Origin of the sequence: Stenotrophomonas veracruzanensis, assembly GCF_032911525.1 — a bacterium.
Taxonomy (GTDB): Bacteria; Pseudomonadota; Gammaproteobacteria; order Xanthomonadales; family Xanthomonadaceae; genus Stenotrophomonas; species Stenotrophomonas africana.
On record NZ_JAWJTI010000019.1, the window covers coordinates 1 to 13,801 of the forward strand.

The following is a 13,801-nucleotide window of genomic DNA, read 5'->3' on the forward strand; positions in this document are numbered from 1 at the left end:
GACCAACGGTCGGCACCCACCGGAAAGAACAGTGCCGGCCATCGGCCGGCACCACCCTGCGGTCTTCTATCCGCGCTTGCGGAACATCGAAATCACCGCAAGGATCAGGAACACCACGAACAGGATCCAGGCGATGTTCGTTGCGGCGCCGGCGATGCCGGAGAAGCCCAGAACGGCGGCGATGATGGCGATGACAAAGAAAATGATGGCGTAATGCAGCATGGCGCTCCTCGCGGGTGGTCGAGCCTTGGATGGCGTGGGTCCATCCTCCCGATCCTGCGGTGTGCAACCAGTGATGGCGATCTATGCAGCAGATGAAGCCTTCAGCCTTCTCAGCCCTTCTTCAATGCTGACCTGCGGCACGTAGCCGAAGTCACGGCGCGCCGGCGCCATGCTGTACCAGTGCGGCGTGCACAGCTGCTCGGCCAGGAAGCGGGTCAGCGGCGGCTCGCCACGCAGGCGAAGCAGCGGCCACAACCGCTCGCAGACAGCGCCGATGCGGTAGGCGGTCTTGAAGCTGATCGCCTTGTCCACGGTTGGTGCGCCAACAGCGGCCAGCAGCTTGTTGACCAGCTCGTGCATCGGCAGCGGTTCGCCGTTGGAAATGAAGTAGGCCTTGCCCGCACACGCGGCGCCCGGCGCCAATGCCTCGAAAGCGAGGAAGTGCGCGAGCGCGGCGTTGTCGATGTACGTGGTATCCACCTTGTTGTTGCCATCGCCCACCAGGCGCAGGCGGCCCTGCCGCGCACGTTCGGCCAAGCGTGGCACCAGCTGCTGGTCGCCCGGGCCCCAGATCAGGCGCGGGCGCAGCGCCACCGTCGCCAACGAGGCGTCATTGGCTGCCAGCACGCGTTGTTCGGCAATCGCCTTGGTCGCCGCATACGGTGCCTGGAAATCCTCGCCGTAAGGCACTTCGTCGGCGCCGAGGCCTTCCACCGGGTGGGTGGCGCGATGCGTCACGCTGGGCGTGGAGGTGTAGACCAGCCGGCCGATACCGTGCGCACGGCAGGCGGCGATCACGTTGTCGGTGCCGACCACGTTGGCCTGGTGGTAGCTGTCATAGCTGCCCCAGGCGCCGGCCTTCGCACCGTTATGGAATACCGCGTCAACGCCGGCCACCGCATGCAGCACCGCCTGCGCATCGGCCAGGTCGCCACGGATCTGGCCCACGCCCATCGCCTGCAACTCCGGGTAGTGACTGCGGTTGAACGCCAGGACCTGGTGGCCACGTTCGACCAGCCCGCGGCACAGCGCCTGGCCAAGGAAACCACCACCACCGGTGACCAGGATCTTCATGCGCGCTTCTCCAGTTCGGCGCTGGCCCAGACGGCGAGCTTCTCGCGGCCGATCTTGGCGTTGTGACGGATATCGACGGGGAACGATGGATGCACCAGGAAGTGCTGCAGACCGGCCTCTGCCACACGGGCTGCGGCATGCGCACGCAGCGCTTCCTGCAGCGCCGGGCTGTCGGACTGGCCACGCTGCAGTTCCACGCACAGCACCGGTACCTGCGCACCCGGGGCACCAACGCCGACCAGTGCGGTACGTGCCACGCCTGGGACGATGTTGAACACCGGCTCGACCTGTTCGGTGTACAGGGGGCCGTGCGCGGTTTCCACGCGCTGCGTCTTGCGCCCGCAGAACCACAGGCGGCCCTGCGCATCGAAGTATCCGACGTCGCCCATGCGATGCACCACGCGCGTGCTGCCATCGGCCAGCGTCTCGCGGATCTTCGCCGCGGCCGTGGCCTGCGGGCGGTTGAAGTAGCTGTCGGTGGCGGTCGGTCCGGCCACGGTGATCTCGCCCACTTCGCCGGTGGCCAGCACGCGCACCTGCGACCAGTCGGCCAGCGGCGCGTCATCGATGGCGATGATGCGCACCTCGTTCGGCTCGACCACGCTGCCCACGCAGGTACCGGCGCCGGCTTCGGTAGCGGCACGGGTGCGCTCCAGCTCGCGGCCCTCCACCACTGCAACCGGCAGGCACTCGGTGGCGCCATAGGGCGTCCAGAACTGTGCGTCGGCGGGCAGCAGGCTGCGGATGGTGGCGACCACGTCCGGCGGCACCGGCGCACCGGCCGACGTCACCCGGGTCACGGTCGGCAGCGGCCGGCCATGCTTCGCCAGCACCCGCATCAGCGCGGGCGAACCAAACAGCTGGGTCACGCCGAAGCGCTGGATGGCATCGTGCAGGCGTGCCGGGTCGGCCTGCGCCGGCCGCGTCGGGTCCATGTCCGGGATCACCGAGGTCAGGCCCAGCGCCGGGTCGAACAAGGCAAACGGCGGGAAGGTCGGCAGGTCCACCCCGCCCGCTTCCATGCCGAAGGCACTGCCCAGCAGCTGGATCTGGCCGACGAAATGGCGGTGGCGGTAGACCACGCCCTTGGGCACGCCGGTGGAGCCGCTGGTGAACAGGACCGCGGCCATGTCCTCGCCGTCGGTGGCGGCCAGCATCGGCCCCCCATTGGCGCCGGCGCGCTCCAGCGCGGCCAGGGTGGTTCCGCCCCAGCCGAGGCGGCGGCCGACGGTCACCAGGCGAGTCGCCGAGGGCGCCCAGCGCAGCACCAGCCGTGCCACATGGGCCAGCGGAATGCCGATGAAGGCTTCCGGCTGCGCCTCGTCCAGGCACTGCTTCAGCGCGCGCCTGTCGATGCCCGGGTCGACCAGCACCGGCACCGCGCCCAGCTTGAACAGCGCGAACATCAACAGGAAGAACTCCGGCGAGGGCCGCACCATCACCACCGTGCGCACCCCGCGGCCGATCCCGTAGCCCGCCAGGCCGGCGGCCATGGCGTCGCTGCGGGCATCCAGCTGGCGGTAATCCAGGGTGACGTCGTAGGCGGCCATGCCGTTGCCGGCGCCCCGGCGGCCGGGGCAGCGGATGGCGATCTGGTCGGGGCGTTCACGCGCCAGTTCAGGCAGACGGGCCGCAATATTGCAGGGTCGGTTCATCCGTTCATTGTCGCCGCTTACGGAATTTCTTGCGCGGCGGCCCACTTCGTGGAAAATCCGCACCCTCGTTCCTGATTCCGACTGCCGCCCGAGGCGGCTTGCCCATGCAACATCCCTGCATGACCTGCGGCGCCTGCTGCACTCAATACCGCGTGGCCTTCCACTGGATGGAATCAGACGAGGTCACCCCCGGCGGCGTGCCGCACCAGCTGACCGAGGTGCTGGACCCGCACCGCCTGTGCATGCGCGGCACCCATTCCAATCCGGTGCGCTGCGTGGCACTGGATGCGCAGATCGGCGTGTATTCACGCTGCACCATCCATCCCAACCGGCCCAGCGTGTGCCGCGAGGTGGATGCATCGTGGGAGTACGGAAAGGCCAGCCCGCAGTGCGACAAGGCGCGCATCGCCTATGGCCTGGATCCGTTGACGCTGGCCGACTGGCGCTGGCGCGATGACGCCGACAATGATGACGACCATCCCGATGACAACGGCAACAGCCCGTCTTCGCCGCCGCAGGCACCGGTCGCCGCGTAGCGGTCGTGCCGACCGCTGGCCGGCAACCTCATGAACCCGGCCGGTGTGCCGACCAACGGTCGGCACCTACCCATTACCTCTTCCGGTGGGTGCCGACCGTTGGTCGGCACACCGCTCAGATCGGGTTCTTGTCCAGGAACGCGCGGATCTCCGGCACCAGCACCTCGTGCTTGTCTTCCAGCACGTAATGCCCGGCATCCTCGAAGGCATGCACCTGCGCCTTCGGCAACGCGGCCTGGAAACCCTTCAGGAAGTGGTGGTCGAACACGAAGTCGCGCAGACCCCAGCCGAGGAAGGCCGGGCGGTCGGCGAACGACGGCAGCGCCTTGCCGGCGCGTTCCAGCAGCGACCAGGCCTTGTCGGCCGGCGACAGCGGAATGTCCTGCATGAAGCGGATGGTGCTGATGCGGTTGGCGTAGCTGTTGTACGGCGACACGTAGGCGCGACGCACGTCGGCCGGCATCTTGCGCTCCACGCCCAGCCACGACGCACCGGACGAGAACGCATTGAAGGTGCGGATGATCCACTCGCCGATCTTCCAGTGACGGCCCAGCGCGATCTGCCACGGCATCTTTTTCGCCGCCGGCATCGGGAACGCGGCGGTGTTGAGCACCACCAGGCGCTTGACCTGGTCGTGGTGCGACAGCGCCCAGCCGAAACCGATCATGCCGCCCCAGTCGTGCACGGCCAGGGTCACCGGGCCGGTGATGCCCAGGTGCTTCAGCAACGCGTCCAGATCATCCACGCGCGACTGCAGCGTGTACTCGTAGCGACTGTCATCGGGCTTGTCCGACAGGCCCATGCCGATATGGTCCGGCACGATGCAGCGGTATGTGTCCGACAGGCCGGCCACCAGCGTGCGCCAGTAATAGCTCCACGACGGGTTGCCGTGCACCATCACCACCACCTCGCCGTCGCGCGGGCCTTCGTCGAGATAGTTCATCGACAGGCCCGGGCGAACCTCGAAGCGCTGCGGGTGGGCGGGGTAACCGGGAAGATCGCGCATGCGGAGTACCTGGAGAGAATCGCGGCGCGGTGTAGAGCCGAGCCGATGCTCGGCTGTTCTCCGGTCCGCTGCGGAAGAGCCGCGCTGCGCGCGTGAGCCGAGCATGGGCTCGGCTCTACAGGGGGTCTTACCAGACCACTTCGGCCATCGAGCAGTTCAGGCCGGAACCAATGCCCAGAAGCGCGATGCGATCGCCCTTCTTCAGCTTGCCCAGCTGCTTGAGCTTGCTCAGCACGATCGGCACCGAGGCCGGGCCGATGTTGCCGTGCTCACCGAAGATGGTCATGACCTTCTTCGGGTCGATGCCGAAGTTCTTGATGAACGCAGCCGTGTGCGGCTGGCTGACCTGGTGGATCACGAACTGGTCCAGCTCTTCCACGGCCCAGCCCAGGGCGATCTTGGCGGCGGTGAAGGTCTTCTGGGCCAGCTTGATGCCTTCGATCAGCAGCAGGCGGGTGTCGGTGACCATGCGGTCCAGGTTGCCCAGGCACAGCTGGTTCCACTCGGTGGCCGAACGGGTGACACCGCCCTTGTAGCGCGGCGCGTCCGGCACCAGCTCCGAGCGCGCCATCACCATCGCCGCAGCACCCGAACCGGTGGTCAGCGCCGCCAGTTCGTTGCGGAAGTCGTCGGCGGTGACGTCCGGGGCGGTCATGCGCTCCAGGGTCTTCTCGTACACCAGATTGGCGGTCTCGCCATCCACCACCAGCGCGTAGTCGATGTCGCCGCGCTCGATCATGCGCGCCGCGATGTCCATGCCGTTGATGAAGGCCAGGCAGGCATTGGCGACGTCGAAAGTCATGCACTCGTCGCTGACGCCGAGATTGCCCGACACGATGGAGGCGGTGGACGGCTCCAGGTAGTCGCGGCTGACCGAGGTGTTGACCAGCAGGCCGACCTGCGTCGCATTGATGCCCGCGTCTTCCAGCGCCTTGCGGCCGGCCATGGTGGCGGCATCGGACGCCAGCACGCCGTTGTCCCACAGGCGGCGGGCATGGATGCCGGCGATATCGCCGAGCACGTCGGTGCGGATACCGAGGCGATCCAACGTCGGCTGCAGCCGCTCGTTGATTTCCTTGGTCGTCAGCGTATGCGGCGCATCAACGTGTGCCAGGCCGGCGATCGAGACATTCTTGAAGAGCATCGAGGTTAGCGCCAAGGCTCAGGCAAAAGGGGGCGCTATTCTATAACCCCCGGGGCCTTCACCGCATCTTTACGAATTCAGGCTTGGCCGTATGGTGAAGCGTTCAGCGCGGCGGGCACTGGAAAGCCGCAAAGCGCTGGCTGCCATCGGCGGGGGCTGCGGCGGCCTGCACGGCATTGGCGCCGGCGCTCGGGGCCTCGTTGCGGGCCAGGGTTTCCAGCTCTTCCTGCACGCGCAGCGGGTTGCGGTTGTAGAAGCCGACCTTGCTCTTCACGGTGACCGCTACCTCGCCCTTGGCGATGCAGCCGGCCGGAACCGGACCTGCCGGCAGCACGCGGGTCGCCTTGCCGGCCGGTTCGATCGGCACCCAGGTACAGGCGGTGACGGTGAGCAGCAGGGAGGAAAGCAGCAGAACGCGCATGGGCAGATCCTGGAAGGGTATGGAGGGATTCTGCCTGAACAGCCTGAATCGAGGGTAGCCGGGTAGGGATCACGGAGTTGCCGGCCAGCGGCCGGCACTACCGGGGAGGCCTGCCCGCCGGGGCGGGCAGGCACATCCCTTATTTCTTGACCGGGTTGCCTTCGGCGTCGATCACCGTCACCTCGCCCAGGTTCAGCGCACGCACGGCCGCTTCGGTCTGCTTGAGATCACCCACCACCACCCAGGTCAGCGCCTGCGGCTTGATCTCGGCGGCGGCCTGCTGCACCTGTGCCGGGGTCATCGCCGCGATCTCGGCCTTGCGACGCAGCACGTAATCGTCCGGGCGCTTGAACTGCACGATCGAGCCGATGGTCGATGCCACCGCGCTGGCGGTCTCGTAGGCACCGGGCAGGCTCAGGGTCTGGATGTTGCGGATGCGGTTGACCTCGGCGGCGGTGGCCGGCTTGCTGCCATCGGCGAACGCGGTGATTTCCTTGCGCATTTCCGCCAGCGCCGGGCCGGTCTTGTCGATCTGCACCGGCGCGCTGGCCATCCACGGGCGCTGACCCACCGAATTGACCGCGCTGCTGCGCGCACCGTACGACCAGTGCTTGTCCTCACGCAGGTTCATGTTCAGGCGCGAGGTGAAGTCGCCGCCGATCACGCCGTTGGCGATATCGAAGCGGGTCGAGCTGGTAGCGCTGGACGGCGCCACCACCTGGCCGGCGAACAGGTTGGCCTGCACCGCGCCCGGCTGGTCGATCAGGAACACGCGCGGGCCCTTCGGCAATGCGACGTCGGTGGCCGCCTTCACCTGCGGGGCATCGCCGGCAGCCTTCCAGTCGCCCAGCTGCTTGTCCAGCAACGGCACGATCTCGGCCAGGGTGGTGTCACCGACCACGATCAGGGTGCCGTTCTGCGGGCGCAGCCAGTCGTGGTGGAAGTCGACCAGATCCTCGCGGGTCAGGCCGTTGATCGCTGCTTCGTCACCGCTGCCGGTGAACGGGATGGCATACGGGTGGCCCTTGCCGTACAGCAGCGGCGGCAGCACGCGCATCGCCACCGCACCCGGGTTGACCTTTTCCTGCTGGATGCCGGCGATCCAGGTCGCCTTGACCCGGTCGATCTCGCCCTGTTCGAAGCGCGGCTCGCGCAGCAGGTCGCGGTACAGCGCCAGCGACGGTGCCAGGTTCTCCTTCAGCGCCGACAGGTCCACGCTCATCGAATCCAGGCCGGCCGAAGCATCCAGGCTGGCACCCAGTGCGTCGGCGGCATCGGCGAAGGCCAGCGAGCCGAGCTTGCCGGCGCCTTCGGTCATCAGGCTCATGGTGAAGTTGGCAGTGCCCGGCTTGCGGCCCTGGTCGGCGCTGAAGCCGCCCGGGAACTGGTAGCTGAACTGCACCACCGGAATTTCATGGCGTTCGGCCAGGATCACCTGGGTGCCGTTCTTCAGCGTGGCGCGCTGCAACGCCGGGAACTTCAGCTGCGGGAACTCGCGTGTCTGCGGCACGCCCGCCTTGCGGTCGACCTGCTCCGGCAGGGTGCTGTACTTGGGGTCCACTGCCGGCACGGTGAAGGGCTTCGGCGACTGGCTCGGGTCTTCCTTCAGCGCCACGCGCTCACCCGGTGCGATCACCAGGGTGTGGCTGCCCTTGTCCAGCCACTGTGCGCCCAGGCGGCTCAGGTCGGCGGCACTGGCCTTCTCGATATTGGCCAGCGAGGTGCGGAAGCAGCCCGGGTCGCCAGTGAACACCGCGCACTCGGCCAGCGCATCGGCCTTGCCGCCAAAGCCTCCGATGCGCTCGATGCCACGGATGAAGCCGGCGCGGGCGCCGGTCTTGGCGCGCTCCAGCTCGGCGGCGGTCGGGCCCTGCTTGATCAGGCGATCCAGTTCCTCGTCGATGATCTTCTCGACCTCGGCCGGGTCCTGGCCCTGCTTCACGGTCGCCACGATCACGAAGTTGGAGCCCAGCTGCGAGGTCGACAGGCCCGAGCCGATGCTGTCCACCAGCTTGTCCTGGTGCTGCAGGCGCTGGCTCAGGCGCGAGGATTTGGCGCCGCCCAGCACTTCGGCGAACAGCTGCAGCTGGTCGATGTCGGTGGTACCGACCTGCGGCACGTTCCAGGCGCGGTAGATGCGTGCCTGCGGCACCTTGTCGGTCATCGTCTCGCGGGTATCGGCACTGCGCTTGGCCACGTTCACCGCCGGCTGCGCCATGGTCGGGCCAGCGGGGATGCTGCCGAAGTAGCGGGCGACCTTTTCCTTGGCGGTGGCCAGATCGATGTCACCGGCCAGCACCAGTACCGCGTTGTTCGGGCCGTACCAGGTGCGGAACCAGGTCTTCACGTCGTCCAGCGAGGCCGCGTTGAGATCGTTCATCGAGCCGATCACGCCGTGGTGGTACGGGTGGCCAACCGGATACAGCGCCTTGTTGATCTGGTCCCAGGCCTGGCCGTAGGGCTGGTTCTCGCCCTGGCGCTTCTCGTTCTGCACCACGCCGCGCTGCTCGTCCAGCGCGGCCTGGTCGATCGCACCCACCAGATGGCCCATGCGGTCCGACTCCATCCACAGCGCCATGTCCAGCGCGGTGGTCGGCACGTTCTCGAAGTAGTTGGTGCGGTCGGTGTTGGTGGTGCCGTTCTGGCCGGTGGCACCGACCTGCTTGAACGGCTCGAAGTACTCGCCGTCGTGGTTTTCGCTGCTCTGGAACATCAAGTGCTCGAACAGGTGCGCGAAGCCGGTGCGGCCAGCCGGCTCATCCTTGCTGCCTACGTGGTACCAGACATTGACCGCAACGATCGGCGCCTTGCGATCGGTATGCACGATCACGCGCAGGCCATTGGGCAGGGTGAACTGCTCGAACGGGATATCGACCTTGGCCGGTGCCGCCTGCCTGGCGGCCAGTGCAGAGGTGGGCGCAAGCGTGCCCAGGGCGGTGCTGAGGGCGACAGCCAGCAGTGCAGCGCGCGGGCGAAGGGCGAGAGACATTTCCGGATCCTTGGTCACATAGGTGAACCCCGATCCTAGCCTGCGCGCGCAACGGCAGGAATCGGCCAGCAGTCACTGGGGGTGTTTTGCCCCGAGGCCCATCCGGCCGGGCTCCAACGGGGCTCCTGAACCGTCACATGCGTCGGCTGAAGGCGTCCGGACAGTGTCCGCAGCGCGAGGAATGGACAGGTGTCCGCCCACCGGACACTTTCGAATCGAAATAAAAGCCTTGTAAATCAACAACTAAAAGTTGGCACGGGGATTGCTTGGTACTTCCTGCGCCAAGAAGGGCTTCAGACGAAAGCTGACTGAAGACTGAACAAATGCAGGAAATCGAAAATTTCCCTTGCAGACCCAGAATTAGTGTACTACCTTACTACCACACCACCGCTCACCAACACTAAACAGGCCCCGTCATGAACGCCAAGACCATTGCCATCGCCATCGCCCTGATCGCCGGCACCGCGGTTGTTTCGTCGGTGCAGGCCTCCGAATCCATCAAGACCCTGGCCACCGTGCAGGTTCGCCCGGCCGCCGACCAGCTGGCCCAGCAGGCCTGGGAACAGGCCAGCGGCATCCCGACCCTGGCCACCGTGGAAGTGCGCCCGAGCGCCGACCAGCTGGCCGAGCGCAGCGGCTACGTCGCCGCCCCGGTCGCCGCCGCACTGCCGATCACCACCCTGGCCTCGGTGGAAGTGCGCCCGAGCCTGGAACAGCGCGTCGCCCTGGCCGCCGAGCTGGAAGCCCAGCGCTACGCCGCCACCCTGGCCGCAGCCGCCACCAGCGTCGCAAACCAGGTCATCACCAACCTGCCGGCCCTGCAGGTGCGTCCGAGCGCTGCAGACCTGCAGGCCCTGGCCACCGAAACCGCCCAGGTCCTGCTGCGCCCGTAAGCGGTGCCGCCCTGCCCAGCGCAGGGCGTGCGCCGTAAAGGCGGCGGCCGTCGCAGGTACACTGCGCCGATGAATGCCGCGCCCCAGTTCCACGTGATCCTTTTCCAACCGGAAATCCCGCCCAACACGGGCAATGTGATCCGGCTCTGCGCCAACACCGGCGCGCAGCTGCACCTGGTCGAGCCGCTCGGCTTCGCACTGAAAGACAAGCAGCTCAAGCGCGCCGGCCTGGACTACCACGAGTACTCGCGCCTGCAGGTGCACCCCGACCTGGACACCGCGCTGGCGCGGATCGCACCGAAGCGATTGTTCGCCCTGAGTACGCGTGCCAGCGTCCGCTATGACAGCGTGGCGTTCGAAGACGGTGATGCCTTCCTGTTCGGCCCCGAAAGCCGTGGCCTGCCGCAGGACGTGCTCGATGCGCTACCCGATGGCCGCCGCCTGCGCCTGCCGATGCGGCCGGACAACCGCAGCCTCAATCTTTCCAACACCGTTGCGGTGGTGATGTACGAAGCGTGGCGGCAGCAGGGGTTTGCCGGCGGGGCGTAAACCGCTTCTGGTGGGTGCGGACCTTGGTCCGCACCGATGCCCGGTCGCGCGCTGAAGAAATGTGCCAACCAAGGTTGGCACCTACCACAGGCAGGTCGGAGCACCCACCCGGTAGATCCACGCCATGCGTGGATGCCTTTCGCGTGCGCCCGAAGTGCCAACCAAGGTTGGCACCCACCGGAACCAGGTTTCAGAACGCGTTGATGCCGGTCAGTTCGCGGCCGATCACCAGCTGGTGCACGGTCTCGGTGCCTTCATAGGTGATCACCGATTCCAGGTTCAGTGCATGCCGGATCGCCACGTGTTCGGTGGTGATGCCGGCCCCGCCCAGCAGGTCGCGACACTCGCGGGCGATGTCGATGGCCATGCGGCAGTTGTTCCACTTGGCCAGGCTGACCTGCTGCGGCTGCAACTGACCGGCTTCCTTCAGGCGGCCCAGCTGCAGCGCCAGCAGCTGCGCGGTGGTGATGCGGCGGGCCATTTCGGCCAGCTTGATCTGCGCGCTCTGCGTGGCCGCCAGCGGGCGGCCGAACAGCACGCGCTCCTTGGCATAGCCCAGCGCTTCATCCAGGCAGGCGATGGCCGCACCGATCGGCCCCCAGCTGATGCCATAGCGGGCCTGGGTCAGGCAGCCCAGCGGGCCCTTCAGGCCCTTTACGTTCGGCAGGCGATGGCTGTCCGGCACGCGCACGTCATCGAAGAACAGCGCACCGGTCAGCGACGCGCGCAGGCTCATCTTGTGCTTGATTTCCTGGGTGGTGAAACCGGCCATGCCCTTTTCCAGCACGAAGCCCTGGATGCCGTCCTCGGTCTGCGCCCAGACGATGGCCAGGTCGGCCACCGGGCCGCTGGTGATCCACATCTTGCTGCCGGTGATGCGCCAGTCGCTGCCATCGCGCACCGCGCGGGTCTTCATGCTGGCCGGATCGGAACCACCATGCGCCTCGGTCAGGCCGAAGCAGCCGATCAGCTCGCCGCGCGCCATCGCCGGCAGCCACTGCTGGCGCTGTTCCTCGCTGCCATAGGCGTAGATCGGGTACATGCACAGCGAGCTCTGCACCGAGACGAAACTGCGCAGGCCCGAATCGCCGCGCTCCAGCTCCTGGCAGATCAGGCCGTAGCTGACTGCGCCGAGGCCACCGCCGCCGTACTCGGTCGGCAGGGTCGCACCGAGCAGGCCCAGTGACGCGATCTCCGGCACCAGTTCATCGGGGAAGCGGGCCTGGTCGAAGGCATCGCCGATGATCGGCAGCACGCGCTCGTTGGTGAAGCGGGCGACGCTCTCCTGCACCGCGCGCTCTTCCTCGTTGAGCAGGGAACGGACATCGAACAGATCGTACGGATGCAAAGCCATGGCACTCACGCGCAGTCAGGACCCGAGCATTGTCGGTCATCCGGACAGAGCGTGCCGACCAAGGTCGGCACCCACCAGAGCCGCGGCCCTACGCTGCATCGCAGCAATCCGGGTGTGAACATCGGCGATCTAGCTCGATCACGCGCGGCCCGGTACCCTGACACATTCAAACAACCGTTTCGCCCGTGGCCGCACGCGCGATTCCCAGGCACCGCCGGTGGCCCCGATGCCGGCACTACCCACGAGTCATGCAATCGATGAGTGCTGAAGCCAACGCCCTGCCCCCGCGTGAAGTCATGGAATTCGACGTGGTCATCGTCGGTGCCGGCCCCGCCGGCCTGGCCACCGCGATCCGCCTGCGCCAGCGCGCGATCGAAGCCGGCCGTGAACTGTCGGTCTGCGTACTGGAAAAGGGCTCCGAGCCGGGTGCGCACGTCCTGTCCGGCGCGGTGATGGACCCGCGCGCACTGACCGAACTGTTCCCGGACTGGGCCGAGCGCGGCGCACCGCTGAAGCAGAAGGTCACCCGCGACGAATTCCTGTTCCTCAGCGAAACCGGCGCACGCAGCACGCCCAACGCGCTGCTGCCGGAGTGCTTCCACAACGAAGGCAACTACATCATCAGCCTGGGTGAAGTGACCCGCTGGCTGGCGCAGCAGGCCGAGGCGCTGGAGGTGGCGATCTTCCCCGGCTTCGCCGCCGCCGAAGTGCTGTTCGGCGACAACGGTGAAGTGATCGGCGTGGCCACCGGCGACATGGGCATCGAGAAGGACGGCAGCATCGGCCCGGCCTTCGAGCGCGGCATGGCGCTGCAGGCCAAGTACACGATCTTCGCCGAAGGCGCGCGCGGCCACCTCGGCCGCCAGCTGATCGCCCGCTACACGCTGGACGAAGGCAAGGACCCGCAGGCCTACGGCATCGGCATCAAGGAACTGTGGCAGATCGACCCGGCCAAGCATGAGCCGGGCTTGGTGGTGCATGCCGCCGGCTGGCCGCTGGACAGCGACACCTACGGCGGTGCGTTCCTGTACCACGCCGACGGCGGCAAGGTCGCCATCGGCTACGTGGTCGGCCTGGACTACAGGAATCCCTGGCTGAGCCCGTTCGAGGAATTCCAGCGCTTCAAGACCCATCCCTCCATCCGCAAGCATCTGGAGGGTGGCACCCGCATCGGTTACGGCGCGCGTGCGATCACCGCAGGTGGCCTGCTGTCGTTGCCGAAGACGGTGTTCCCCGGTGGCGCCCTGGTCGGCTGCGAGGCCGGCTACCTCAACGCCAGCCGCATCAAGGGCAGCCACGCCGCGATCAAGACCGGCATGCTGTGCGCCGACGCCGCGTTCGACGCGCTGGCTGCCGATCGCCAGCACGATGAACTGAGCGCCTACCCGAAGGCCTTCGAAGCCAGCTGGCTGTTCACCGAACTGCAGCAGGCCAAGAACTTCAAGCAGTGGTTCAAGAAGGGCCAGACCGTGGCCACGCTGATGACCGGTGTGGAACAGTGGCTGCTGCCAAAGCTGGGCGTGCGCAATCCGCCGTGGACCCTGCACCGCACGCAGCCGGATCATGTCTGCCTGGAACCGGCAGCCAAGCACACCCGCATCGCCTACCCGAAGCCGGATGGCGTGCTGACCTTCGACCGTCTCAGCTCGGTGTTCCTCAGCAGCACCAACCACGACGAGAACCAGCCCAGCCACCTGACGCTGAAGGACCCCAGCATTCCGGTGAAGGTGAACCTGGCCGAGTACGCCGGTCCCGAAGCCCGCTACTGCCCGGCCGGTGTGTACGAGTTCGTCGGTGAAGCCGACAACGCGCGGCTGCAGATCAACGCGCAGAACTGCGTGCACTGCAAGACCTGCGACATCAAGGACCCGACCCAGAACATCGTCTGGGTGACCCCACAGGGCGGCGGCGGCCCGAACTACTCCGGCATGTGATCGCCGCGGGCTGCGACCGCGTGT

12 protein-coding genes are annotated in these 13,801 nt (G+C 67.2%); 4 read left to right on the forward strand and 8 right to left on the reverse strand.

Annotation, left to right across the window (positions count from 1 at the left end; genetic code table 11):
• Window positions 1–66: 66 nt before the first annotated feature.
• The 3 genes from R1H25_RS12760 to oleC all read right to left on the reverse strand — a co-directional run bounded on the left by R1H25_RS12760 (window position 67) and on the right by oleC (window position 2,951).
• Window positions 67–222: a DUF1328 domain-containing protein gene (locus R1H25_RS12760; protein ID WP_005407633.1), complete on the reverse strand. Its 156-nt coding sequence runs from the start codon at window positions 220–222 to the stop codon at window positions 67–69.
• Window positions 223–303: 81 nt separating this feature from the next.
• Window positions 304–1,296, reverse strand: a complete 993-nt coding sequence (gene oleD / locus R1H25_RS12765) for a 2-alkyl-3-oxoalkanoate reductase (RefSeq protein ID WP_317223757.1) — start codon at window positions 1,294–1,296, stop codon at window positions 304–306.
• Window positions 1,293–2,951, reverse strand: a complete 1,659-nt coding sequence (gene oleC / locus R1H25_RS12770; RefSeq protein WP_317223758.1) for an olefin beta-lactone synthetase — start codon at window positions 2,949–2,951, stop codon at window positions 1,293–1,295. The genes oleD and oleC overlap by 4 nt, the downstream gene beginning before the upstream one ends.
• Window positions 2,952–3,055: 104 nt before the next feature.
• Between oleC and R1H25_RS12775 the strand changes: the two genes are divergently transcribed.
• Window positions 3,056–3,487 (forward strand): YkgJ family cysteine cluster protein, encoded by a 432-nt coding sequence (locus R1H25_RS12775; RefSeq protein ID WP_317223759.1) that lies wholly within the window; start codon window positions 3,056–3,058, stop codon window positions 3,485–3,487.
• 115 nt (window positions 3,488–3,602) lie between these two features.
• On the opposite strand, the gene R1H25_RS12780 is transcribed toward R1H25_RS12775, so the two are convergent.
• The 4 genes from R1H25_RS12780 to R1H25_RS12795 all read right to left on the reverse strand — a co-directional run bounded on the left by R1H25_RS12780 (window position 3,603) and on the right by R1H25_RS12795 (window position 9,047).
• Window positions 3,603–4,493: an alpha/beta fold hydrolase gene (locus R1H25_RS12780; protein WP_049446167.1), complete on the reverse strand. Its 891-nt coding sequence runs from the start codon at window positions 4,491–4,493 to the stop codon at window positions 3,603–3,605.
• Window positions 4,494–4,620: 127 nt separating this feature from the next.
• Window positions 4,621–5,637, reverse strand: a complete 1,017-nt coding sequence (locus tag R1H25_RS12785) for a 3-oxoacyl-ACP synthase III (protein ID WP_004135358.1) — start codon at window positions 5,635–5,637, stop codon at window positions 4,621–4,623.
• Window positions 5,638–5,740: 103 nt separating this feature from the next.
• On the reverse strand, window positions 5,741–6,058 hold the full coding sequence (locus R1H25_RS12790; RefSeq protein ID WP_099523388.1) for a DUF4156 domain-containing protein: 318 nt from the start codon (window positions 6,056–6,058) through the stop codon (window positions 5,741–5,743).
• Between the two features lie 139 nt (window positions 6,059–6,197).
• A complete protein-coding gene (locus tag R1H25_RS12795; RefSeq protein ID WP_317223760.1) occupies window positions 6,198–9,047 on the reverse strand; it encodes a pitrilysin family protein in 2,850 nt (949 codons plus the stop codon).
• Between the two features lie 416 nt (window positions 9,048–9,463).
• Here R1H25_RS12795 and R1H25_RS12800 point away from each other — a divergent pair, with 416 nt between their 5' ends.
• Window positions 9,464–9,940, forward strand: a complete 477-nt coding sequence (locus R1H25_RS12800) for a hypothetical protein (protein WP_317223761.1) — start codon at window positions 9,464–9,466, stop codon at window positions 9,938–9,940.
• Between the two features lie 69 nt (window positions 9,941–10,009).
• Window positions 10,010–10,489 (forward strand): tRNA (cytidine(34)-2'-O)-methyltransferase, encoded by a 480-nt coding sequence (locus tag R1H25_RS12805; protein ID WP_317223762.1) that lies wholly within the window; start codon window positions 10,010–10,012, stop codon window positions 10,487–10,489.
• A gap of 190 nt (window positions 10,490–10,679) precedes the next feature.
• Here the strand turns inward: R1H25_RS12805 and R1H25_RS12810 are convergent, their stop codons facing one another.
• Window positions 10,680–11,843: an acyl-CoA dehydrogenase family protein gene (locus R1H25_RS12810; protein ID WP_049446160.1), complete on the reverse strand. Its 1,164-nt coding sequence runs from the start codon at window positions 11,841–11,843 to the stop codon at window positions 10,680–10,682.
• Between the two features lie 257 nt (window positions 11,844–12,100).
• Between R1H25_RS12810 and R1H25_RS12815 the strand changes: the two genes are divergently transcribed.
• On the forward strand, window positions 12,101–13,777 hold the full coding sequence (locus R1H25_RS12815) for an electron transfer flavoprotein-ubiquinone oxidoreductase (RefSeq protein WP_317223763.1): 1,677 nt from the start codon (window positions 12,101–12,103) through the stop codon (window positions 13,775–13,777).
• Window positions 13,778–13,801 lie beyond the last annotated feature (24 nt).

What these genes read in the sequence shown, in the direction of transcription:
- R1H25_RS12760 (WP_005407633.1), bottom strand. Translation starts at nt 222, where the DNA reads ATGCTGCATTACGCCATCATTTTCTTTGTCATCGCCATCATCGCCGCC.
- oleD (WP_317223757.1), bottom strand. Translation starts at nt 1,296, where the DNA reads ATGAAGATCCTGGTCACCGGTGGTGGTGGTTTCCTTGGCCAGGCGCTG.
- oleC (WP_317223758.1), bottom strand. Translation starts at nt 2,951, where the DNA reads ATGAACCGACCCTGCAATATTGCGGCCCGTCTGCCTGAACTGGCGCGT.
- R1H25_RS12775 (WP_317223759.1), top strand. Translation starts at nt 3,056, where the DNA reads ATGCAACATCCCTGCATGACCTGCGGCGCCTGCTGCACTCAATACCGC.
- R1H25_RS12780 (WP_049446167.1), bottom strand. Translation starts at nt 4,493, where the DNA reads ATGCGCGATCTTCCCGGTTACCCCGCCCACCCGCAGCGCTTCGAGGTT.
- R1H25_RS12785 (WP_004135358.1), bottom strand. Translation starts at nt 5,637, where the DNA reads ATGCTCTTCAAGAATGTCTCGATCGCCGGCCTGGCACACGTTGATGCG.
- R1H25_RS12790 (WP_099523388.1), bottom strand. Translation starts at nt 6,058, where the DNA reads ATGCGCGTTCTGCTGCTTTCCTCCCTGCTGCTCACCGTCACCGCCTGT.
- R1H25_RS12795 (WP_317223760.1), bottom strand. Translation starts at nt 9,047, where the DNA reads ATGTCTCTCGCCCTTCGCCCGCGCGCTGCACTGCTGGCTGTCGCCCTC.
- R1H25_RS12800 (WP_317223761.1), top strand. Translation starts at nt 9,464, where the DNA reads ATGAACGCCAAGACCATTGCCATCGCCATCGCCCTGATCGCCGGCACC.
- R1H25_RS12805 (WP_317223762.1), top strand. Translation starts at nt 10,010, where the DNA reads ATGAATGCCGCGCCCCAGTTCCACGTGATCCTTTTCCAACCGGAAATC.
- R1H25_RS12810 (WP_049446160.1), bottom strand. Translation starts at nt 11,843, where the DNA reads ATGGCTTTGCATCCGTACGATCTGTTCGATGTCCGTTCCCTGCTCAAC.
- R1H25_RS12815 (WP_317223763.1), top strand. Translation starts at nt 12,101, where the DNA reads ATGAGTGCTGAAGCCAACGCCCTGCCCCCGCGTGAAGTCATGGAATTC.